The 21,671-nt window shown below is 59.6% G+C and carries 24 protein-coding genes; 9 read left to right on the top strand and 15 right to left on the bottom strand.

The annotated features are described in order from the left end of the window. Positions 1 to 10 precede the first annotated feature (10 nt). The 3 genes from ACGHU1_RS06425 (at position 11) to ACGHU1_RS06415 (ending at position 1,796) form a co-directional block, all read left to right on the top strand. Positions 11 to 349 (top strand): UrcA family protein, encoded by a 339-nt coding sequence (locus ACGHU1_RS06425; RefSeq protein ID WP_390584747.1) that lies wholly within the window; start codon positions 11 to 13, stop codon positions 347 to 349. A gap of 113 nt (positions 350 to 462) precedes the next feature. Further along, the gene (locus ACGHU1_RS06420) at positions 463 to 840 is read left to right on the top strand and encodes a hypothetical protein (protein ID WP_390584744.1); all 378 of its coding nucleotides are present in this window, start codon (positions 463 to 465) and stop codon (positions 838 to 840) included. A 134-nt stretch (positions 841 to 974) separates the two neighbouring features. Beyond that, entirely contained in the window at positions 975 to 1,796 is an 822-nt protein-coding gene (locus tag ACGHU1_RS06415; RefSeq protein WP_390584741.1) for a hypothetical protein, read from the top strand. Positions 1,797 to 1,896: 100 nt separating this feature from the next. Here ACGHU1_RS06415 and ACGHU1_RS06410 read toward each other — a convergent pair whose 3' ends face one another. Continuing rightward, a complete protein-coding gene (locus tag ACGHU1_RS06410; RefSeq protein ID WP_390584738.1) occupies positions 1,897 to 2,889 on the bottom strand; it encodes an adenosine kinase in 993 nt (330 codons plus the stop codon). Between the two features lie 90 nt (positions 2,890 to 2,979). On the opposite strand from ACGHU1_RS06410, the gene ACGHU1_RS06405 reads away from it, so the two are divergent. From ACGHU1_RS06405 to ACGHU1_RS06395, 3 genes are all read left to right on the top strand, one after another. Next, the gene (locus ACGHU1_RS06405; protein ID WP_390584737.1) at positions 2,980 to 3,720 is read left to right on the top strand and encodes an EI24 domain-containing protein; all 741 of its coding nucleotides are present in this window, start codon (positions 2,980 to 2,982) and stop codon (positions 3,718 to 3,720) included. After that, entirely contained in the window at positions 3,713 to 4,114 is a 402-nt protein-coding gene (locus tag ACGHU1_RS06400; protein ID WP_390584735.1) for a hypothetical protein, read from the top strand. Before ACGHU1_RS06405 ends, ACGHU1_RS06400 begins: the two co-directional genes overlap by 8 nt. A 62-nt stretch (positions 4,115 to 4,176) precedes the next feature. Beyond that, positions 4,177 to 5,118, top strand: a complete 942-nt coding sequence (locus ACGHU1_RS06395) for a hypothetical protein (protein ID WP_390584733.1) — start codon at positions 4,177 to 4,179, stop codon at positions 5,116 to 5,118. 3 nt (positions 5,119 to 5,121) lie between these two features. On the opposite strand, the gene ACGHU1_RS06390 is transcribed toward ACGHU1_RS06395, so the two are convergent. The 14 genes from ACGHU1_RS06390 to ACGHU1_RS06325 all read right to left on the bottom strand — a co-directional run bounded on the left by ACGHU1_RS06390 (position 5,122) and on the right by ACGHU1_RS06325 (position 16,600). Further along, complete coding sequence (locus tag ACGHU1_RS06390) at positions 5,122 to 5,472, bottom strand: hypothetical protein (protein WP_390584731.1); 351 nt, start codon at positions 5,470 to 5,472, stop codon at positions 5,122 to 5,124. 63 nt (positions 5,473 to 5,535) lie between these two features. Further along, on the bottom strand, positions 5,536 to 5,904 hold the full coding sequence (locus ACGHU1_RS06385) for a HesB/IscA family protein (RefSeq protein ID WP_390584728.1): 369 nt from the start codon (positions 5,902 to 5,904) through the stop codon (positions 5,536 to 5,538). Continuing rightward, positions 5,904 to 6,410, bottom strand: coding sequence for an SUF system Fe-S cluster assembly protein (locus ACGHU1_RS06380; protein ID WP_390584842.1), 507 nt, complete (start codon positions 6,408 to 6,410; stop codon positions 5,904 to 5,906). The genes ACGHU1_RS06385 and ACGHU1_RS06380 overlap by 1 nt, the downstream gene beginning before the upstream one ends. Next, a complete protein-coding gene (locus tag ACGHU1_RS06375; RefSeq protein ID WP_390584840.1) occupies positions 6,410 to 7,585 on the bottom strand; it encodes a cysteine desulfurase in 1,176 nt (391 codons plus the stop codon). The genes ACGHU1_RS06380 and ACGHU1_RS06375 overlap by 1 nt, the downstream gene beginning before the upstream one ends. 53 nt (positions 7,586 to 7,638) lie before the next feature. After that, positions 7,639 to 8,397 (bottom strand): SufD family Fe-S cluster assembly protein, encoded by a 759-nt coding sequence (locus ACGHU1_RS06370; RefSeq protein ID WP_390584725.1) that lies wholly within the window; start codon positions 8,395 to 8,397, stop codon positions 7,639 to 7,641. A 2-nt stretch (positions 8,398 to 8,399) separates the two neighbouring features. Next, positions 8,400 to 8,702, bottom strand: a complete 303-nt coding sequence (locus ACGHU1_RS06365; RefSeq protein WP_390584722.1) for a hypothetical protein — start codon at positions 8,700 to 8,702, stop codon at positions 8,400 to 8,402. Further along, complete coding sequence (sufC, locus tag ACGHU1_RS06360) at positions 8,699 to 9,466, bottom strand: Fe-S cluster assembly ATPase SufC (RefSeq protein WP_390584837.1); 768 nt, start codon at positions 9,464 to 9,466, stop codon at positions 8,699 to 8,701. The genes ACGHU1_RS06365 and sufC overlap by 4 nt, the downstream gene beginning before the upstream one ends. Beyond that, positions 9,466 to 9,996 carry a hypothetical protein gene (locus ACGHU1_RS06355; RefSeq protein ID WP_390584719.1) on the bottom strand — a complete coding sequence of 177 codons (531 nt, stop codon included), beginning with the start codon at positions 9,994 to 9,996 and terminating at the stop codon, positions 9,466 to 9,468. Before ACGHU1_RS06355 ends, sufC begins: the two co-directional genes overlap by 1 nt. Positions 9,997 to 10,001: 5 nt before the next feature. Continuing rightward, a complete protein-coding gene (locus ACGHU1_RS06350; RefSeq protein ID WP_390584717.1) occupies positions 10,002 to 10,733 on the bottom strand; it encodes a DUF559 domain-containing protein in 732 nt (243 codons plus the stop codon). Further along, entirely contained in the window at positions 10,726 to 12,219 is a 1,494-nt protein-coding gene (sufB, locus tag ACGHU1_RS06345) for a Fe-S cluster assembly protein SufB (RefSeq protein ID WP_390584714.1), read from the bottom strand. Before sufB ends, ACGHU1_RS06350 begins: the two co-directional genes overlap by 8 nt. Continuing rightward, complete coding sequence (locus ACGHU1_RS06340; protein ID WP_390584711.1) at positions 12,216 to 12,650, bottom strand: SUF system Fe-S cluster assembly regulator; 435 nt, start codon at positions 12,648 to 12,650, stop codon at positions 12,216 to 12,218. The genes sufB and ACGHU1_RS06340 overlap by 4 nt, the downstream gene beginning before the upstream one ends. Positions 12,651 to 12,741: 91 nt before the next feature. Beyond that, positions 12,742 to 13,611 (bottom strand): helix-turn-helix domain-containing protein, encoded by an 870-nt coding sequence (locus ACGHU1_RS06335; RefSeq protein WP_390584708.1) that lies wholly within the window; start codon positions 13,609 to 13,611, stop codon positions 12,742 to 12,744. A gap of 155 nt (positions 13,612 to 13,766) precedes the next feature. Continuing rightward, complete coding sequence (locus ACGHU1_RS06330) at positions 13,767 to 15,608, bottom strand: DUF885 domain-containing protein (RefSeq protein ID WP_390584706.1); 1,842 nt, start codon at positions 15,606 to 15,608, stop codon at positions 13,767 to 13,769. 65 nt (positions 15,609 to 15,673) lie between these two features. Next, positions 15,674 to 16,600: a helix-turn-helix domain-containing protein gene (locus ACGHU1_RS06325; protein WP_390584703.1), complete on the bottom strand. Its 927-nt coding sequence runs from the start codon at positions 16,598 to 16,600 to the stop codon at positions 15,674 to 15,676. A gap of 281 nt (positions 16,601 to 16,881) precedes the next feature. On the opposite strand from ACGHU1_RS06325, the gene ACGHU1_RS06320 reads away from it, so the two are divergent. The 3 genes from ACGHU1_RS06320 (at position 16,882) to ACGHU1_RS06310 (ending at position 21,667) form a co-directional block, all read left to right on the top strand. Further along, complete coding sequence (locus tag ACGHU1_RS06320) at positions 16,882 to 17,937, top strand: quinone-dependent dihydroorotate dehydrogenase (RefSeq protein WP_390584700.1); 1,056 nt, start codon at positions 16,882 to 16,884, stop codon at positions 17,935 to 17,937. Between the two features lie 10 nt (positions 17,938 to 17,947). Continuing rightward, the gene (gene ggt, locus ACGHU1_RS06315) at positions 17,948 to 19,657 is read left to right on the top strand and encodes a gamma-glutamyltransferase (RefSeq protein ID WP_390584697.1); all 1,710 of its coding nucleotides are present in this window, start codon (positions 17,948 to 17,950) and stop codon (positions 19,655 to 19,657) included. A 216-nt stretch (positions 19,658 to 19,873) separates the two neighbouring features. Beyond that, positions 19,874 to 21,667 carry an AMP-dependent synthetase/ligase gene (locus ACGHU1_RS06310; RefSeq protein WP_390584834.1) on the top strand — a complete coding sequence of 598 codons (1,794 nt, stop codon included), beginning with the start codon at positions 19,874 to 19,876 and terminating at the stop codon, positions 21,665 to 21,667. Positions 21,668 to 21,671 lie beyond the last annotated feature (4 nt).

The following is a 21,671-nucleotide window of genomic DNA, read 5'->3' as shown; positions in this document are numbered from 1 at the left end:
GGAAACCGATATGAAAACACTTACTCTTGCCATCGCTTTGACGCTGGGCATGGCGCTGGGCCTCACCGCTTTTCCCGCCGCTGCCGATACAGGCGCGAACACGGTCGCAGTCCCCTATCACGACCTCAATCTGGGCCACGCCGAGGGGCGGGCGACGCTGGATAGACGGATCATGGGCGCTGTTAGAAAAGTATGCAATGTGCGCTGGACCCGCTCTGCACGGGCGGCCACGCAGGCACGGGAATGCATGAGAGAGACGATGGCGCAAATCGCCCCCTTGCGCGCCCGCCTGATCGCGCAGGCCGATGCGAAAACGGTCAGTGCAGAGCTTGCACACAAGTCCACCTGATCGTGAGAGCCTCGCCCGCTTGTTCCCCTCGGGCGGGGCTTTTTCGCATAAAGACGCGGCGCATTTGATTTGGGTCAAGGCGCGTAACTCGCAGCGGTGGTTTAACTTGGGCCATGATCAAGCCAACATTCGCCCTACTCGCCGCGCCGCCAGTGTTTCTCGCTGCGCTTCTTTCAGCCTGTCAGACCGGCGCGCCCATTGCCGCCGTCGCCAGCGCATCGGTTGCGCCCGATCCCCCGGCCTTTGTCGAGGCGGCTTGCGGCGGGTGCCATGCAGTCGAACCGCCATTCCTGTCGCCGAACCCTGCTTCGCCCACGTTCGAGGCAATTGCCAACACGCCGGGCGTGACCGACGAGACGCTGGAAAGCTGGTTGAAAGACGCGCACAATTACCCCGAAGTCATGGATTTCGACCTTACAGATGAGCAGGTCAAAACCGTGGCAGACTATCTGCTGACGCTGCGAACGGACGATTACCGCCCGATGCAATAGATCGGGCATCTGTTTTTTTGCACTGCGGCGCCGGTTTGGCTGCGTTGTCGTTTCACGTTACTTGCAAGGCAGGTTGCAACGCTCGCAGTTTGCTCATACTTTAATCAGGGGTTGCGTTGAGAAGGGGGTTCTCAATGCCGTATCGTTATTCGCATTATTTTGTCGGCGCTGTGCTGCTGGTCATCGTGGCAGGTTTCTGGGGAAGCTATTTTGCCAAGGTCGGAGGTGCGATGCCGGTCGCATTTCACGTCCATTCGATTTCATCGATGGCCTGGTTGCTGCTGCTGATCGTTCAGCACCTCTCCATTCACAAACGCAAGAACGCGCTGCACCGGCAGATGGGCAAAGCCAGCTTTGTGCTGTTCCCCTTTCTGATCCTCGGCTTCGTGATGATCATCAATGTGACAATCGCCTCCTGGCGCGAGGGCGGTGAGTTCATAACCCTGATGGGACCGGCGTTCGGAATCGGAATGGTGATCGCAATTGCGGCCTATCTCACGCTGTTCTATCTGGCTTTAAAGCACCGGCGGAATATCAAGCTGCATGCGGGCTACATGCTGGCGACCCCTGTGATCCTGTTCGAATCGCCTTTCAGCAGAGTCATTGGCAATTACCTCCCTTGGATGAATGTGATTGGCAGCGAAGGGCCGCATGCCATCCTTGATACAATCGCGATTTCGGATGGGATCATGTTCGTGTTTGCCATGGCGCTCTATTTCATGGATCGCAAACACGGAGCGCCGTGGCTTGTGGCGGCCTTTTTTGTCGCCCTTCAGGCGGTGCTGATGTGGTTCGGCCCATGGATATCGCTGTTCGCCACCCTGATGAACGCTTATGCTGCGCTTCCGGTGCCGCTCACCTGGGCGCTTGGCCTGGGACTGGGCGCAGGAGTAGCATGGCTTGGCTGGGAGGCGGGCAAGCCGCCGCGCGCACGTCCCGCCGCCGCAGCTGCCTGACAAAGGTTGCGCCTAATTCCCGGATAAGCGGCGCGTCATAAACTGCGCACCGCTCCTTCCCATGTCCGGCCAGCCCTATTCGATCCGAATACTGCGGTGCCTACAGGTTGTCGGCCATCAGCTTTTTCATGTCGATCTCTGGCCGCGGGCCGTAATGGGAGATTACTTCGGCAGCGGCCAAAGCGCCGCGTTTGAGGCAATTTTCCAGCGGTTCATCCTTGGCAAAGCCCGACAGGAAACCGGCGGCGAACTGGTCGCCTGCGCCGGTCGTGTCGACCACCTTGTCGACCGGCTTGGCGGCCACTTCGGCGCGCGTTCCATGCGCAATCGCCACTGCGCCTTTCTCGCTACGGGTTGCGACCAACACTGGCACTTTGTCCGCCACCGCCTCAAGCCCGGCTTCAAAATCATCTTCGCCAGTCAGCGTTGCCAGCTCGCTTTCATTGACGAAAAGAATATCGATCACGCCGTCTTCGATCATGGCGCGGAAATCATCGCCGTGGCGGTCGATCACAAAGCTTTCGCTGGCGGTGAAAGCGATTTTGCGGCCCGCTTTCCGGGCCACTTCGATGGCGCGGCGCATGGCGCGGCGCGGTTCTTCGGGGTCCCACAGATACCCTTCTAGATAAAGGATGGCCCCGCTTGCGATCAGCTCTTCATTCAGCGCGCTGGCGGGGAGGAACTGGCCTGCACCAAGAAACGTATTCATCGTCCGTTCGCCATCGGGAGTGACGAAGATCAGGACGCGGCCCGTCGCAGGTTCCCCTTCACGGGCGGGCGTGTCGAAATCGATGCCGGTGGCGCGCATGTCATGGCGAAACACCTTGCCCAGCTGATCGTCCGCAACCTGCCCGATGAACGCGCATTGCAGGCCGAGCGTGGAAAGGCCCGCCAGCGTGTTGGCTGCCGATCCGCCCGAAAGCTCGCGCGCAGGCGGCATTGCACCATACAATTCATCGGCACGCGCTTCATCGATAAGGGTCATGCCGCCGCGATTGAGCTGCAGCTCCTCGATCAGTTCTTCTTCGCAAGAGGCAATTACATCCACCACGGCATTGCCGATGGCGATCACGTCATAACGTGGCTGGGTCAATTGGGGACATCCTGTTCAGTTCAAAGCGTGGTTTCGCCGATCCGCCTAGCGGGCCGAGGGCGCAAGGCCAAGGGTTAGATGGGCGCCTGTTTGCCATTTGACATCGCTGCCGCCGCGCACCATTCGAACCTAGTGACTGCCGTTTTTTCCTCTCTGGCCAAGGCTTTCGGGCAGCTCGGCGATCCCGCGATACTGCGGATCGCCGCGCAAAGCATCGGGATCACTATAATGCTCTTTGTGCTGAGCGGAGTTGGGCTGTATTTCGCACTCGAATACGCATTCGCCTATGCCGGATGGGATGCAGGCGGATTTGCGCAGGCCGCCGCGGCCGCGATCATCGCCATTCTTGCGTTCTGGTTCCTGTTTCGCATCGTTGCGCTTGCCGTGCTGCAATTCTTTGCCGACGGTATCGTTGCGGCAGTGGAGGCGCGCCATTATCCCGATCAGGCCGACAAAGCGCGCCCGTTGCCGCTGCCACAGGACATCGCGAATTCGCTGCGCGGTTTGGGCCGGGCAGTCGCATTCAACCTGATCGCCCTGCCCTTTGCCGCCGTGCTGTTGTTCACCGCAATCGGACCCGCAATTGTGTTTCTGGCCGTCAACGCGGTGCTATTGGGACGCGAGCTGACGGACATGGCGTGGCTGCGTCATAGCGGCGGTGTGCGGCGCCCAAACCCGGTTTCCGCCCCGCAGCGCGTCATGCTGGGAGCGGTGATCGCGGCAATGATGCTGGTTCCGTTTCTCAACCTGATTGCGGCAATCGTGGGCGCGGCGGCGGGTGCGCATTTGACCCACCATGCAATGCGTTTCAAAGGGGGCGAAAATGCGTAATCTATTCGCCCTAATGATCCTGTTGGTCCTGCCTGCCTGCGCTGGCGGAGGCTTCATACCCGCTCCCTCGAATGCGCCGGTATTTCAGGGCGCGGGTAACGCAAGGGCGGCTCCTGCCCCTAACCCTGCTGTTCGTCAAAATGTCGGCCCTGCGGACCTTATCGGATTGACAGCAGGGGCATTAAAATCGCGGTTTGGGCAGGCCCGCATCGACCTTGCCGAAGGGGATGCGCGCAAACTGCAATTTGCAGGCCGGTCCTGCGTGCTCGACATCTACCTTTACCCAGGCCAGCGCGGCGTCCAGCCGGTCTCTTCCCACGTCGCGGCCCGCCTTAAAGATAGCGGCAACGCGGTCGATCCCGGCTCCTGCGCGGCGGAAATAGGGCGGCGGTAACCCGGTCTTAAGCACATTCGTGCAATAGCCTGCGTGAAACACCTAAGGGGTTTGACTGGGTTATGACGACACATTTCACTGAACTCGCACAGCGCGCCGCGGCGGATGGCGTAATTTCGCCCGAGGAATTGCTGGGCCTGCGCCGGCAAGGCTGGGGCGACGGACTGATGACGCGTGAGGAGGCGGAAGCGATTTTCGCGGTGAACAACGCGCTTAACGAACGCAGTGATGACTGGTGCGATTTCATGGTCGAGGCCGTCGGCGAATATGTGCTCAATGGCACCCAGCCGCGCGGACAGTGCGATGCCGAGGAAGCCAATTGGCTAATCAAACAGGTCGATCACGATGGCATCGTCGAGAGCAAGGCAGAGCTCGAAACGCTCGTCGCCATCGTCGAAAAAGCGCAAAATGTGCCTGATACGCTGAAGAATTATGTCCTCGCGCAGGTGGAAAAAGAGGTCCTGACCGGAACTGGCCCGACCCGCTGCGGCGGTGAACTGTCTTCCAACCACATCTCGGCCGCCGAAGTCCGAATTCTGCGCCGCGTAATCTTTGCAAGCGGCGGCCACGGCCCTGCGGCAGTCAGCCGGTTTGACGCAGAGATGCTGTTCCGCCTGAAAGACGCGACCCTGGCCGAAGACAATGCGCCCGAATGGGATGACCTATTCCTCGACGGGGTGGCCAATTTCCTCAAAGGGTTCATGCACACGGGCGCGCAAATCAGTCATGATCGCGCGGTGGAACTGGAGAAATTCGTCGCCGATAATACGGTCAATGTCGGTGGTTTCATGGCCCGCGCAGCTCGCGAAGCCCCTCAGGTCGCTAACCATTTGGGCAAGGTATTCGGCAAACGCACCGACGCGCCCGGCTTTACTGAAAAGGCTGCGGCAGGAGAGGTCATCACCGATTTCGAGCAGGACTGGCTTGAAAAGATGGTCGATGCCGACGGCGAAGTAGACGAGCTTGAACGCCGCCTGATCGCCCGGATCATCGACGAAGGTTAAACGTCAGGCATCAAAATCGAGCGGGGCTTCGGCTCCGCCTTCCTTTGGTAGCGGACCTTTCGGAGGCACCGCTGGCACGGCGATGCCAGCCTCGGGCGGTTTCTTCTTTGATCTGCGAGCGAGCCGGTCTGACAAATCCCGCAAAAACGCAATTTCAGCTTTCAGGAAAATCCGTTCCGACTGGCTCTTTTCCCGCGCGAGCTTCACTGCGAGTTTGTCGATCTCGGCATTGACCAAACCGGGCGCGGTAAACTCGCCCCGCGGACGGATGAGCGAAGACCGGCGGCGACGCTTTTCCGCGTTCCGCATTATGTCTTCATAGCGTTTATTAAATTCGGGTTTCGGCTCATCCATGTCGGTGCATTAGCACAGCAACACACTTGGCGCCAGATTACTCGTGGTCGGTGGGCCGTGCCATCAGACCATAAAGCTTTCACCGCACCCGCAGGCGCCTTTTGCATTGGGGTTTTCAAAAACGAAACCTGCGGTGAAATCGTCTTCGCGCCAGTCCATTGTTGATCCGACGAGATACAGCACGCTCGCTCCGTCAATGTAGAAAATGCCGCCGGGCGTTTCGATTTTCTCGTCGAATTTGGCCTCTTCTGTGACGTAATCGACTGAATATGCGAGGCCCGAGCAACCGCGACGCGGCGTCGACAGTTTCACGCCGATTGCATCACCGGGCGCTTGGCTCATAAGGTCGGCGATACGCTGCTCGGCGCCCTTCGTCAGGACGACCGCGGCTGGCATCTGCCGGGTTTTGGTGGCTTCGTTGGCATCGTGCATCACAGCATCCCTAGTTCTAGCCGAGCTTCGTCGGACATTTTTTCCGGGCTCCACGGCGGATCCCAGACCAGATTAACCTCGGCATCGCGAATGCCCGGCACGGATGAAGCGCGCAGTTCCACCTCTCCCGGCATGGTTTCGGCAACCGGACAATGCGGCGTTGTGAGCGTCATGGTAACGGTCGCGTCCGCCTCGTCATCCACCTCGACACCGTAAATCAGGCCAAGATCGTAGATGTTCACCGGAATTTCGGGATCGTAAATTTCCTTTAGCGCGTCGATCACCGCAGTCTGCAAATCGCTGCCCGCGCCGCCCACCGGACCTTCTGCGGGTTTCTGGTGCAGGAACCCGTCAAGGTAATCTCGTTTGCGCGGCTCGACCGCCATGTCGGGATCAATCGCATCGGAAACGCGGGCGCGCGGCGGTTTACCGGTTACATCCTCGTTCGGAGCGGGTGCGGCGACGATCTTCTTTTCGTCTTCGAGGTCTGGCGACATCTTGTTCATCATGCTTTCCCAAAAATGCGGCGTGTGCGGGCAATCCCTTCGAGCAACGCATCGATATCTTCGTGTGTTGAGTATAAGCCAAAGCTGGCCCGCGCCGTCGCCGGGACTTCGAGATAGTCCATCAACGGCTGTGCGCAATGGTGCCCCGCGCGGATCGCGACGTTCGCTTCATCGAGGATCGTACCCAGATCGTGCGGGTGGATCCCGTCAATTGCGAAGCTGACGATGCCCGCGCTGCCTGCCGGTCCATACAGCGTCACATCGTTCATTGCACCAAGTTCGCGGCGCAGACGGGTGACGAGGTCGGCTTCGTGCGAATGAATGCGATCCAGTCCGATATCGCTTACATAACCGGCCGCCGCGGCAAAGGCGATTGCCTCTCCAATAGCGGGGGTGCCTGCTTCGAATCGCTGCGGAGCAGGCGCATAAGTCGTTTTTTCGAAGGTAACGCGGTCGATCATCGCGCCTCCACCTTCCCACGGCGGCATCGCGTCCAAAATATCGCCGTGCGCCCACAATGCCCCGATGCCCGTCGGACCATAGAGTTTATGCGCGCTGAAGACGTAGAAATCGCAGCCAAGCTGGGTGACATCGACAGGCATGTGCGGGGCAGACTGGCAGCCATCAAGCAGCAGCTTCGCGCCGACTTTATGCGCCATGGCCGCAGCGCGCGGCGCATCGAGCACGCTGCCAAGCACGTTGGAAACATGACACAGCGCAACCAGCTTGTGCCGTTCGGTCAGAATAGCCTCTGCTGCGTCCAGATCGATCTGGTGATCGTCAGTCAGCGGGCAAACATCAATTTCGGCACCGGTCGCCTCGGCAATCATCTGCCACGGCACAATGTTGGAATGATGCTCCAACTGCGAAAGCATGATGCGGTCGCCCGCTTTCAGGTTGGCACGGCCCCATGTGTTCGCGACCAGATTGATCGCCTCGGTCGCGCCGCGTGTGAAAACGATCTCGCTTTCCTGCCCACCCAGAAACGCAGCAATCGTGCGCCGTGCATTTTCATAGGCCCGCGTCATTTCAGCAGAACGGGAATAGACGCCGCGGTGCACGGTGGCGTAATCTTCACCCAGCGCGCGGCCCATAGCGTCAATCACAGCGCCCGGTTTCTGCGCGGTCGCGCCGGTATCGAGATAGTGCCATTGGGCACCGTCACGGGTGAACATGCCGGGGAAATCTCCGCGCAGATCGGGCAGCGACTGAATGGCAGCTGGGGCGTTCAAAGCTTTGCCCCCTCCAGCGCCGTCAAAGCCGCATCGAGCAGAGTTTCGCGAGCTTCCTCGTCATCCAGCTCGACAAAGGCATCGCCAAGGAACGCCTGCACCAGCAGACGCTGCGATTGCTCCGGCGAAAGACCGCGCGCAGCCATGTAATACCGTGCCGATTCGTCCAGCTGACCGACCGTCGCGCCATGCGCGCACTTCACATCGTCAGCGAAGATTTCGAGCTGCGGGACCGCATTCGCGCTCGCCCCTGCCTCGAGCAGCAGCCCTTTGAAATCCTGCGCGGCGTCTGTTTTTTGTGCATCACGCGCAACCTTGATCTCGCCAAGGAAATTGCCGGTACCGGTGCCCCAATGGACGCTGCGGACGGTCTGGTTGCTTGTGCCGTCTGGCTCTGCGTGAACCGTAGTCGTGACAAATTCGCGCACAGCATCGCCGCCGCCAATCGTGATCCCGCCAAATTCGAAATGCGCACCCTTGCCCAGCGTAACCTCAACTTCGACACGGGTGTAGTCGTTGCCGATATTGGTCACGAACAGTTCTGCCCGTCCGCCATCACTCACCGTCATACGAAAACGGTGCAATTCAGGTGCATCGCTGCCAGCGACCATCGTGTGACGCCATGTTTCGCCATCGGCGACGGCGATTTCGGTCCAATCGCTTAGCGCCGCTGCGCCAATTTTTGCCAGCGCACCGATGTCGGCATAACGCCAAGCTTCATCGCGGCGGGTCGGGAGGGTGTTTGTCTCTGCCATTTTCAATTCTTCTTCATTTCGCGCTCAACTTTACGCAGTAGGCCGGACCGGGTGTCGCTGATGCAGCTCTCGACCTTTTCCTGATCGTCCGCGCCCTTGCGCACGCATTTGGTAACCGCTTTGCAAAAACTCTTGTCGAGCGAGAGGCGGCCAGTCGATTTATTCATCGAACAATGCCAACGGCCCTCCCGGTCTTGTCCGACCGAAACCTGCACGCTGCGCAAATTGCCCAACACGACGATCTCTGAGATCGGTTCGGCAGCTGGCGCTGCCTGCATCGACAAAAGAAGAGCCGCGCCGATCACGCCGCTGCTTCTGCCATCACCGCATCGTACCCTTCAGCCTCAAGGCGCAGCGCCAGTTCCGGTCCGCCGGTCTGGACGATCCGGCCGTCGGCCAGCACGCTGACCTTGTCAGGCTTCACCACGTCGAGCAGGCGTTGGTAATGGGTGATCAGCAGCACGCCTTTATCGGGCGCGCGCATGATCGAATTGATGCCTTCACCCACGATGCGCAGCGCATCGATATCAAGGCCGCTATCGGTTTCATCGAGGACCGCAAAAGACGGATCGAGAATACCCATCTGGACCATCTCGGCGCGCTTTTTCTCGCCGCCGGAAAATCCGACATTCACCTGCCGTTTGAGCATTTCCATGTCCATTTTCAGCAGGCCGGCTTTTTCTTTGGATAGTTTCAGGAACTCTCCGCCCGAAAGCGGTTCCTCGCCGCGATATTTGCGCTGCGAATTAAGCGCCTCGCGCAGGAACTGGACGTTGGATACACCGGGGATTTCGACCGGATATTGAAAGCCAAGGAACAGGCCTGTGGCTGCGCGTTCATGCGGGTCGAGTGCGAACAGGTCTTCGCCCATAAACTCGACCGCACCCTGCGTCACTTCGTAACCGGGTTTACCGCCCAGCACATTGGCGAGCGTGGATTTACCAGCGCCGTTGGGGCCCATAATGGCATGAACTTCTCCGGCGGGCACTTCCAGACTGAGGCCTTTCAGAATGGCTTTCGCGCCGCTTGGCCCGCCCACTTCGGCGCGGAGGTTTTCGATTTTCAACATCATTGTGTTCCGGCTTGTTCTGTATTTTCGGGGGCTGTGCGGCGGATTTTGACCACCGCTGGATCGGTCAATTCAACAACGACCGGCTCCGGCTTGTTTTCTTCAAAATTTTCCTGCGCTTGCTCTGCCCGCGCGAGGCGCTGGGTGAACTGCATGTCGAGATCGTGCCCGCGGGCGATATGGATTAGGCCGATCCGGTCAAACAGGGTCTCGACCTCGGTCGGCGAAAGTGTGGTTTTCGCATCGGCCAGCAGCGCGTTGGCCGCAGCGACATTTTCCTGGCGAATGGCGGCACAGCGCGGCACATCGGTGCGGTGCTGATCCTCGAAATTGGCCTCGCCATTGATATAGCGATCACTCAGATTCAGGCACTTGCGATACTCGGTGACCTGCGGTTGGATCAAACGCGGATATTCGACCTGCCATGTTTCGGGATTGTCGTTTTCGATCGCGATAATTGTGTTGCCTGCGGATTGCAGGGCAAACATCGGAGCAAGCAGACCGGCGGCAGCAATTGAGAGCAGTGTCATCGTGTTCAGTCCCGTGATGCGTCGTCATTTGGGCGGGCGGTGCGGCGATTATCGTCGCGGCGTTGATAGTAATCCTGTTTCGGATTGGCCTCGCGATGGGCACGGGCGGCGTCACGCCTGTCATTGATGCGCGCGCGCATTCCGAGCGTGATTTTCTCCAGCACCTTGTCCATGTCATCGAGGATGTCGGAGGCGCGGATACGCATCACCTTAATACCCACCGCCTCAAGGCTTTTGTCGCGGCGGGTGGCGAGCGTTTCATTGTCGCCTTCCTCGAAAATATCGATTGCCATGCCAAGCGTGTGGCAATTGAAATCGACAATTGCGCTGCCGACGACGGCAAAGCGTTTGAACGTGTGGCGTCCCAGATCCGCCTTGGCGAACCGTGCAGCGAGAGCCTTATGCGCAGGCGAAGCAAACCGCTTCATCTCGCGCGCCCGGTCATGCAGCTCGTCAAGCCGCTTGTCCGAAATCTTCCACCCACGCCCTTTTTTGTTGAGCGTTTCGGTGACGTCGCCTTGCTCGGAGGCGGGCTTGAGGCCGAGTTTCTCGCGGCCGCGGGTTGGCGTCTCTTCGATCGTCCAGTTCATACCCTCGGCATCCTGGCGCAGACCAACTTGTTGCAAGACAGCATTGATTGCAGACAGATCATTTGATGCCGCTGCAACTTCAAAATCAGCGAGCAATTTAGCTTCGGAAAGGCGTTCGTTTACCGTCATCGTATCGAGCTCAGCCAACGGACCCCTCCAATGAAATCGCCAGCAGCTTCTGCGCTTCGACGGCAAACTCCATCGGCAGCTCTTTCAGCACGTCCTTGGCAAAGCCGTTGACGATCAGCGCCACGGCCTCTTCTTCGTCCAGCCCGCGCTGCATGGCGTAGAACAGCTGTTCGTCGCTGATCTTTGAGGTGGTTGCCTCGTGCTCGATCTGCGCGCCTGGGTTCTTCACCTCGATATACGGTACGGTGTGCGCGCCGCATTCATCGCCGAGCAGCAAGCTGTCGCACTGGGTGAAATTGCGCACCCCTTCGGCTTTCGGGCCGACGCGGACGAGGCCGCGATAGGTGTTGTTCGATTTGCCCGCGCTGATCCCTTTGGAAATGATCGTCGAACGCGATCCCTTGCCGTTGTGGATCATCTTGGTGCCGGTGTCGGCCTGCTGGTGATTGTTGGTCACCGCGACCGAGTAAAATTCACCAACGCTGTTTTCGCCGTTGAGCACGCAGCTGGGGTATTTCCATGTCACGGCAGAGCCGGTTTCAACCTGCGTCCAGCTGATCTTTGACCGGTCGCCCTGACACAGCCCGCGCTTGGTCACGAAATTGTAGATCCCGCCCACGCCTTCGCTGTTGCCGGGATACCAGTTCTGCACGGTCGAATATTTGATCTCGGCATCTTCCATCGCGACCAGTTCAACGACAGCAGCGTGGAGCTGGTTTTCATCGCGCATCGGCGCGGTGCACCCTTCGAGGTAGGACACGTATGCGCCCTTTTCCGCGATGATCAGTGTGCGTTCAAACTGTCCGGTGTTCTCCGCATTGATGCGGAAATAGGTGGAAAGCTCCATCGGGCAGCGCACACCTTCGGGTACATAAACGAACGTCCCGTCGGAAAAGACCGCCGCGTTGAGGCAGGCGAAATAATTATCGCGCGTCGGCACAACGCGGCCCAGCCACTTTTTCACCAGCTCGGGATATTCCTTGATCGCCTCGGAAATCGAGCGGAAGATCACGCCTGCCCGCATCAACTCCTCGCGAAAAGAAGTCGCGACGCTGACGCTGTCAAACACCGCATCCACGGCGACTTTCTTCGCGCCCTTCACCCCGGCGAGAACTTCCTGTTCACCAAGCGGAATGCCGAGTTTGTCGTAAACCCGCTTTATCTCGGGATCGAGATCATCGAGCGAGTCCAGTTCGATCTTTTTCGTTGGCGCGGCGTAATAATACGCGTCCTGATAATCGATTTTTGGATAGCCAACCTTGGCCCAGTCCGGCTCTTCCATATCCTGCCACATGCGGAACGCCTTGAGCCGCCAGTCGAGCATCCATTCCGGCTCGCCCTTCTTCCCCGAGATAAAGCGGACGGTGTCCTCCGTCAGGCCTTTCTCGGCGAATTCGGTTTCAATGTCGGAGGACCAGCCATGTTCGTATTCGGCAACCTTGGCCGCCGCATCCTTGGCGTCTTGATCCATTTCAGGAGCTTCGAGATCGAGATTATCGGTCATGCTGTTTCTTTTTGTTGAATGGTTTGCGCCGGTTTGGTGCGCAGCTGCGTAAGGGTAATCTGGGCAAGCGCACCGCGCAGCGCGCTGTTGATGACGGGCCAGTGCGGTTTCATGGTGCAGCCAGCCTCGTGATCGCATTCGCCCGATGCATCGATGCAGGCGGTCAGCGCGATTGGGCCTTCCACCGCCTCGACGATATCGGCCACGGTTATCGCAGCAGCCGGCCGGGCCAGCTGCAATCCGCCATTCGCGCCGCGCACGGAACGCAGCAGCCCTGCGCCGGTAAGCTTGCTGACAAGTTTTTGCACGGTCGGTTTCGGCAAGCCGGTTTCACCTGCCAGTTCGCTCGCGCTGATACGCTCTCCGCCGCAATGATTTGCAGCGGCGCTCATCGTGATGACGGCATAGTCGGCAAGGTTGGACAGGCGCATGTGCATTAAATCGGAGCATTTTGATCCAATTTCAAGTGGAATCGCTCTTTTGCGAGTCGTTAGCGGCTTGCTCTCAAGCGCAGTACATCCCTTAGCCGATCCGGCGGAAATCCTTTAGCCGTTCAAGATTTTTCATCCGTAGCATTGCCTGAAACAGCGGCTCTCCCGGCCCGCCGAGCCGTGTCGGCGTATACCCGCAATATCGCCGGATCTCGCGGATCATGTGGGGCTGGTCGTAAAACGCACTTGCGATCTCGGCCTCCCCTTCATCGGTGAGTTCGGGCTGCGCCAACAGGCTGGCCGCGCGAACGGCCCTGTATTTCCGGGCGAGGGCCACAGGTGCTAGGCCAAAATACCGTGTCACCAGACGTTCGGACTGTCTGCGCGAATAATCCAGCCCGGCAAACAACAGATCGACATCGGGATTAAGCGAAGAGCCGAGCCAGCGGAACGTATATTCGATCAGCCGCTCATGCTGGGCGCGTTGCTCCGTCAAACGCGGGGCAATCCACTGTGCAAGTAGGTCGCAGGCCTGTTTCCCTGATAAATCGCCGGCGCGGTACCGGACGTTCAAATCGGCGGCAAAATCATTGATCTCGGGGCCGATCAGCGACCCGGCCGGGATAAACCTGTTGAAATGGGTGTTGGCCGGCTCGCCCGTCAGCGCCGCCCAGCCCAGCGGAGACAGCGACGCGCCAATCGCGTGCCACGGACCGTCCATGGTGAACGGGGCGGCCGTCTCAAACCCGGCGAGCATATGCGCATCGCCCCTGATCGCAGCAGGCTCCGCGCCCATGTGAAGGTGGCCTGATCCATACGGGAACAACACCAGTTGACCGAGCGCGCCGGGATGCCGGTCAGCAATGGCTGGCTCATCCCACTCAAAATGAAACAGCGCGAGGACGTGGCGCGCCAATTCAGGCGGAGGATCGTAATAGGTGAGGGAGAAAAGGGACGGCATAAACTGCTAGTGCGACCCGCGATCATGCCGCCCCATAGGCCGTCTGTTGCAGGGACTTGGACACCTTCAACAGCCAGCTTGGGTTCAGCAATAATACGGGGGTGTGGTTGCTCATTGTATCTCAGCGACATCGCCGCAGCGCCGGGCGCGCGCGGTTAGCCCGCCTTGGTTTCCGCCACCCATTTCTCGACATTCTCCTCGAGAATTTCCAGCGGCACCGGCCCGCTCAGCAGCACCGCGTCATGGAACCCGCGCCAATCGAAATCATCGCCCAGCTCCGCTTGTGCCATGCTGCGCAGCTCCATGATTTTCAGCTTGCCAATCATGTATGCCGTCGCCTGGCCGGGCGTCGTGATGTAGCGTTCGATCGCTTTTACAATGTCGCCTTCAGGATTAGGCGTGTTGTCTTTCAGATACTGGATCGCCTCTTCGCGGGTCCAGCGTTTGGAATGGAGGCCAGTGTCAACCACCAGGCGGCATGCACGCCACAATTCCATGCCGAGCCGCCCGAAATCGGAATACGGGTCTTCGTAAAAGCCCATATCCTTGCCCAATTCCTCGGAATAAAGGCCCCATCCCTCGGTATAGGCGGTCACTCCGCCGAACCGGCGGAACGGCGGGACATCGCCCAATTCGGTTTGGATCGTGCGCTGGAGGTGATGGCCCGGCAATCCTTCATGATAGGCGAGCGCTTCCAGCTCGTTCTTGGACATGTCGCGCAGGTTGTAAAGGTTGACGTAATAGGTGCCCGGCCTTGATCCGTCGGGCGATGGGCCTTGATAAAACGCCTTGCCTGCGCTCTTTTCGCGAAACGCCTCGACCGCTTTTATCACCATTGGCGCTTCGGGAAGCGTGCCGAAAAATTCGGGCATTTTTTCGCCCAGAGTGTCGATCTTCATCCGTGCATCGGCGATGTATTCTTCGCGGCTGGTGTAGAAAAAGCGGTCATCGGTCCGCGTGAATTCAAAGAAGTCCTGCAAATCGCGTTCAAAGCCGACCTCGGCCATGATGGTGCGCATCTCGCCGTGAATCCGCTCCACCTGTTCAAGGCCGATATTGTGGATTTCATCGGCGGTGAGGTCGGTCGTGGTGTAGCTTTTGAGACGGGCAGCATAATACGCCTCGCCTTGCGGCAGGCGCCAGATGCCGTCATCGGTCGGGGCAATCGCTTGCTGGCGCTTCATCTCGGCAAGCAGCCGCTTGTAAGCTGGCAAGGCCGATGTGTTCCACGCTTCTTCGGCCGCAGCCTTCATTGCACTGGCTATGTTCGCCTCTGCCTGCGCGTCTTCGGGCAGGTCGGCAGTGATCCCGGCGAGTTTTGCGTTGAAATCCTCCAGCACTGCGTTGTCATTCCCTGCCGCGATCAGCGCCTCAAGGTCCGAAATGACATAAGGATAAACCCAGTCGGGCGGCATGATGCCTGCATCTGCCCGTTCGCGCGCCTCCGCGACAAGCGTGTCGAGATGCGGCCCAATCCCTTCGATGCGGGAAATATATGCGCTGGCGTGTTCCGGCGTCGAAACACGGTGGATATTGATGAGAAACGCCGGGATGCTCGTATGCGCGCCGCGGCGGTGGTCGAACAGAAAGTTGTATTCGCGATACGGGTAAAGCGAAGCGCTGCGCATCGCCATCATCTCGAACAGGCGATATGACAGTGCACCTTCTTCGGACAATTGCGCCAAGTCATAATCTGCACGCATCGTGGCCAGTGCAGTTTGCGTGACCTGAAACTCTTCGGCCGCCGCCTCGTCAGAGGGATCATCCCACTTGCCATAATCTTCATCGCGAATGCCGCGATACGCTTTGCTGCGGGGCGACATTTCCAGCCCGACCGCATCGTAGGCGGTAAAGAAAGCGCCTAGACTGATCGGTGTTTGCGCATCTTCCGCGGCAATCGGCTGCGATGCACTGGCGAGCGGTGTGTCCGCTGCCGGAGCGCAGGCTGCGAGTGCCATCGCGGCAGATGAGGCAAGGGATAGGGATAGGCTGCGCATCGGGTATCTCCGGTTTGCTCAAAACGTCAGGGTGTAAAATGGGGTGCGGCATTTCATGGCCGCTGTCAGATGTCCAGTTCGCGGAAATTCTTGGGATCAATCATTTCAGTCAGATACGGGGTTTCATCATCGGAAAGTCGCGCAGGTGTGCGGCCGACAAACAGCGTGATCTCGCGGATCATGTGCGACTGGTCGAAGAAAACCTCGCCCACCTCGGCCTCGTATTCGGGCGTAAGCTGGGGGAATGACATCAGGGCTGCCGTGCGCAGCGCGCGGTATTTGCGGGCAAGCGCCTGAGGCGGGAGGCCGAAATATCGCTCCGTCAGGCGCTGCACCTGACGCTCTGAATAGGCCGCCGATTCGAGCAATGCCGCCATTTCCGGATTGAGCGAACTGCCGAGCCACGAATTGACCGTGCGCACCAGTGCGGCATGGCGCGGATTGATCGGCTTCGCATGGCGACCAATAAATTCGCCAATTTCAAGAGCGCATTCGCGGCCTGACATTGTCCCATCACGGTAACTGTCGACCAGCTTGCGGCCCAGGCTGTCGAACGAATCGCCGATAAGCGTGTTTGCCTCCACCAGCCGGTCACTATGCTGACCGGCATGCAGTCCGGTCAGCGCGGCCCAGCCCAGCGGAGAAAGCGCAGCACCGATCGCATGGAACGGACCATCGACCACAATTGGCACAGCGGTGGACAGCGGGGTGAGAAGGGCGATTTCAGGGTTGGGGTCGCTGTAGCCGCCGCGAAAATGCATTTTGCCCTTGCCCCTTGGGAAGATACAGAGCTGTCCGATCGAGGCGGGCTGGATGTCGCGAAAAATTTTTTCATCGCAGCGAAAAGCATAAAGCGTGGTGACGAAATCGCTGACCGCAGCAGGCGGCGCGATATACTCCACTTCGAACAGCGAGTCAGACGTGAGCTCGAAATCTGCGAGCGCAGATGTAGCCCCCGTTCTCCCGAAATCCCGACCTGGAAATGCATCCATCAAATTCGCCCTCAACCGGACGCGTAATGGCTTCTGTGCTGAAATGACACAAAAAAAGGGCGGCCCCATAGTAGGGACCGCCCATTTAAGTTGAGGAACTCTTTGCAAACTGCTCCGAGCCCTTCGGGTCGCACGAGCGTGTTAGGACAAGGCGGGGCGAAAGAATTGTATCAAAACGACAAGCCGCATGTTTACGGCGATATTTCGCGCTTTACCGTGGGCATAGACGGCGCTTTTTTGGGCGCTCGACACGCAGGGCCATCCTGCGATAGGCGCAGCGCATGCTGTTTCGCCTTTTAAAGCCTGCCATCTTCGCACTCGATTCGGAAACTGCGCACCGATTCGCAATCGCAGGGCTCAGCAAATTGCCTGCACGCCCCGGCGATTCGGCATTGGGATCGGGGCCGCTTGCGATTGATGTTGCGGGTTTGCAGTTTCCCAACCCGGTTGGGGTTGCAGCGGGCTTCGATAAAGATGCCGAAGTGCCCGATGCGCTGCTGCGGCTGGGCTTTGGCTTTACAGAGGTCGGATCGATCACCCCCCGCCCGCAAGCGGGCAATCCTAAACCGCGCCTGTTCCGCCTCGCCGAAGATCGAGCGGTCATCAACCGGATGGGTTTCAACAATGCTGGTGCACAGGCGGCGCTGGAGCAGTTGGAGCAACGCCGCGCGCGCGGCATGTCGGGCATGGTCGGTGTGAACATTGGCGCGAACAAGGATTCGGAGGACAGGATTGCCGATTACGCCGCAATGGCGCGGCTCATGGCCCCGCTCGCAAGCTACCTTGCGGTCAACGTTTCAAGCCCGAACACACCCGGCCTGCGCGCACTTCAGGACGAAGATGCGCTGACGGCGCTGATTGATGGAGTGATCGCGGCGCGCGATGCCGTTTCGCCGGAAAATCCGCCGCCCATTTTCCTTAAGGTCGCCCCCGATCTTGAGCCTGCCGATATAGAGGCGATTGCCCGCATCGCTCTTGAAAAACGGCTAGGCGCGCTGATCGTGTCGAATACAACCATATCGCGCCCCGCACTCAAATCGCGCCACGCTGCGGAGACCGGCGGTTTATCGGGTGCCCCGCTCAAGCAGCTAGCCCTCCAACGGGTGCGCGATTTCCGCGCCGCAACAGGCGGCGCAGTGCCGCTCATCGGGGTGGGCGGGATCGCCAGCGCCGATGATGCGTGGGAGCGTATCCGCGCTGGCGCCAGTCTGGTGCAGGTATATTCCGCGATGGTTTACGAAGGGCCAGGCCTAGGCGCGCGGATCGCCAAGGGTGTCGAGCGAATGATGAAGCGCGACGGGTTCACCAGCATTGCAGAGGCGGTCGGAACCGAATAGCGAGAGGCGTATGCGCAACACCTCTTTGATCGCCGCCATCTTCGGCCTCGGCCTCGCCGCCTGCACTCCATACAACACACCGGTCGCATCGATATCGCCCGAACCGCAGCTGGTCGGCGCAGTCAGTGCCGCTGACCCGCGCGCCCAGGCGGCAGGTGAAGCGATCCTCGCAAAAGGCGGATCCGCCACTGATGCGGCAATCGCGGTGATGTTGGCGCTGACTGTGGTGGAACCGCAAAGCTCGGGCATTGGCGGCGGCGGCTTTATGGTGCGGACGGACGGCGACAGCATCGTGACGTTCGATGGACGCGAAACCGCCCCGGCCAGTGCGACAGGCACGCGGTTTCTCGATGAAGAGGGCAACAGGCTGGACCGCGCGGTCCGCGTCACTTCCGGCCTGAGTGTTGGCGTGCCCGGCAACATCGCGCTTGCAGCCGAGGCGCATTCGAAACACGGCAAAATTGAATGGGCAGACCTGTTTGCACCCGCAATCCGGTTGGCGCGCGAAGGCTTCGTGATGAACCGCCGGCTGAACAACTCGCTCAACGTCAGCAAAGGGCGCTCCGACAAAAGCGACGCGGCGCGGGCGATTTTCTTTGGCCCGGATGGAGAGGCGCTGCCGGTCGGATCGCTTGTGACGATCCCGGCGCTTGCGGATACGCTCGAGGCGATCGCGCAGCGCGGCCCGCAGGCCATGTATGAAGAGAGCGCTGCCGCCCTTGCCGCCTATGTGGCCGCCGAAACGCCGCAGGACGGCACACTGTCGGTGACCGATATTACCGGCTATCAGGCAAAAGAGCGCGCCGCGGTGTGCGGCGATTACCGCGGTTATAAAGTGTGCGGCATGGGGCCGCCATCATCGGGCGGGATCGCGGTTGCGCAGATGCTTGGCCAGCTTGAGCCCTTCGATCTGGCCGCGCTTGGCCCCGATAACCCGGCGTTCTGGCATCTGTTTGTCGAGTCGCAGCGGCTCGCCTATGCCGACCGCGAGCTGTATATTGGCGATAGCGACTTCGTAAACGTGCCAGTCGCGGGCCTCGTCGATCCTTCCTATATTGCGCAGCGCAGCGCCCTCATCAATCCGGCTACCGCCATGGACGAGGCACAGCCCGGCACTCCGCCCGGAGCGCCGCTTGCCCGCGCGGACGGGGACGAACCGCCGGAAAACGGAACGACGCATTTTGCGGTGGTGGACGCGGATGGCAACGCCGTCAGTTACACTTCCACAGTCGAAGGCGCGTTTGGATCGGGTCTGCATTTTGGCGGGTATTACCTCAATAACGAACTTACGGATTTCAGCTCCACACCCGAAGTGGATGGCAAGCCGGTGGCCAACCGCGTCGAAGGGGGTAAACGCCCTCGATCATCGATGGCTCCGACCATCGTCTTTGACCCCAATGGCGAGATCGTGCTTGTAATCGGCGCGGCAGGCGGACCGACCATCCCCGTGCAGGTCGCGCGCTCCATCGTCGGCGTGATCGATTTCGGTATGAGCGCGCAGGATGCGCTAGCGCTCCCCCTGATCATGGCGTTCGGCCAAACGGTCATCACAGAGGAGGGCAGCCGCGTTGCTGCAATGACCGATCAGCTTCAGGCGCTGGGCCATCAACAGGTCCGCACGGTATCTCCGCGCGGCAAGGCCAATGCCCTGCTCAGGACAGAGGGCGGCTGGGAAGCGGCCGGCGACCCGCGCATTGCCGATATGCTCGGCTACGAATAGCGGCTGGGCGGGCATCGACCAGTTCTTGCCGCTGCGCCAGCAATTGCCTAATTCGGTTTTCCAGACGATCAACAATTCACAATCGCATGGCAAAAGCCAGCGATTCAGACTGCCTCCCGGGGCGCAGGAGAGACCCTTTTGAACGCTGCCAATCCCGTAGCTGAAAATCCAGCATCCGGCGCACGTCCGGTCATCGACCCGACCGATGCGCAGCCGTTGCAAGAGATCGACGCGGCCAACAACCTCGTCGAGCTTTTCCTGAAACGCGCCGATGAAAAAGGCGATGCCCCATTCCTTGGGCGCAAGGAGGCGGGCAAATGGACGACGCAGAGCTGGCGCGAAGTTGCAGACCAGGTTTGTCTGCTGGCTGAAAGCCTGCGCCATATCGGCCTCGGTGAAGGTGACAGGGTGGCGCTGGTATCGGAAAACCGGCCCGAATGGTGCATTGCCGATCTCGCCATCATGGCGGCGGGCTGTATCTCTGTCCCGACCTACATCACCAATACCGAACGAGATCACTCACACATTCTGGACAATTCCGGCGCGCGCGGCGTTATTGTCTCGACCGAAAAGCTGCTTGGCCCGGTGGTCGGCGCGATTGGCCGGACGGGAATTGCCGACCACGTGATCGGGATCGAAGATTTGCACCGCAAGCAGGCGGGCAGTTTCGATTATCACAACTGGGATGATCTCATCGCAGGCGACGCTGCCGCCGCGCGCGAGGCGGTGGACGCGCGCATTGCAAAGATTACCCGCGAGGACACAGCCTGCCTCATCTACACCAGCGGCACAGGCGGCGCGCCGCGCGGCGTGCGCCAGCATCACGGATCTATCCTGTGCAATATTGCGGGCGCGGCGGAAATTCTGATCACCGATTTCGGGATCGACCAGGAACGTTTCCTATCGTTCCTGCCGCTCAGCCACGCTTACGAACACACCGGCGGACAATACCTGCCAATCTCGGTCGGAGCGGAGATTTTTTACTCCGAAGGGCTGGAGAAACTCGCCTCCAATATCGAAGAGACGCGTCCGACAATCATGGTCGTGGTCCCGCGCCTGTTCGAGGTGCTGCGCACCCGGATCATGAAGCAGGTGGAAAAGCAGGGCAAACTCGCCAATTTCATGATGGATGCCGCGCTGAAGATCAGCGAAAATTCCAAAGAGGGCAAAAAACGCCTGCGCGATCGCCCTCTTGACGCGCTGGTTGAACGCACGCTCCGCCCCAAAATCCGCCAGAAATTCGGCGGACGGATCAAGGCGATGGTGTCCGGCGGCGCACCTCTCAACCCCGATGTCGGCAATTTTTTCGAGGCTATGGGCCTCACCATGTTGCAGGGATACGGCCAGACCGAGGCCGGCCCGGTGATGAGCTGCAACCGGCCCAAAGCCGGGCTGAAGATGGATACGGTTGGCCCGCCGATGCGCGGTGTCGAGATCAAGATTGCCGATGACGGCGAGATCCTTTGCCGCGGCGAACTCGTCATGCATGGATATTGGCAGAACGATGCTGAAACCGCTCGCACGATCAAGGATGGCTGGCTGCACACTGGCGATATCGGTCATCTCGATCCAAAGGGCCGGATCGTCATCACCGACCGCAAGAAAGACATGATCGTCAATGACAAGGGCGACAATGTCGCTCCGCAAAAGATTGAGGGGATGCTGACGCTCGAGCCCGAAATCGCGCAAGCGATGGTGAGCGGTGACAAACGGCCCTACATCGTCGGACTGATTGTGCCGGATGCGGAGTGGGCGGTTGAATGGTGCCGCGCCAATGACGAGAAATTCGATCTTAAAGCATTGCAGGACCTGCCCGCATTCAAACAGGCCGTTCGTGCGGCGGTGGACCGGACCAACAAAGATCTTTCCGTGACCGAAAAGGTCCGCAAGTTTGAATTTGCAGACGAGGCATTCTCAATCGAGAACGAGGAAATGACCCCCAGCATGAAAATCCGCCGCCACAAGATCCGCGACCGCTATCAGGACCGGATCGACGGAATGTATCGGTAACTTA

The organism is Erythrobacter sp. MTPC3 (assembly GCF_042854385.1).
Taxonomy (GTDB): Bacteria; Pseudomonadota; Alphaproteobacteria; order Sphingomonadales; family Sphingomonadaceae; genus Erythrobacter.
Note: the sequence above shows the minus strand (reverse complement) of the source record. Positions and strands in the feature narration are given on the sequence as shown.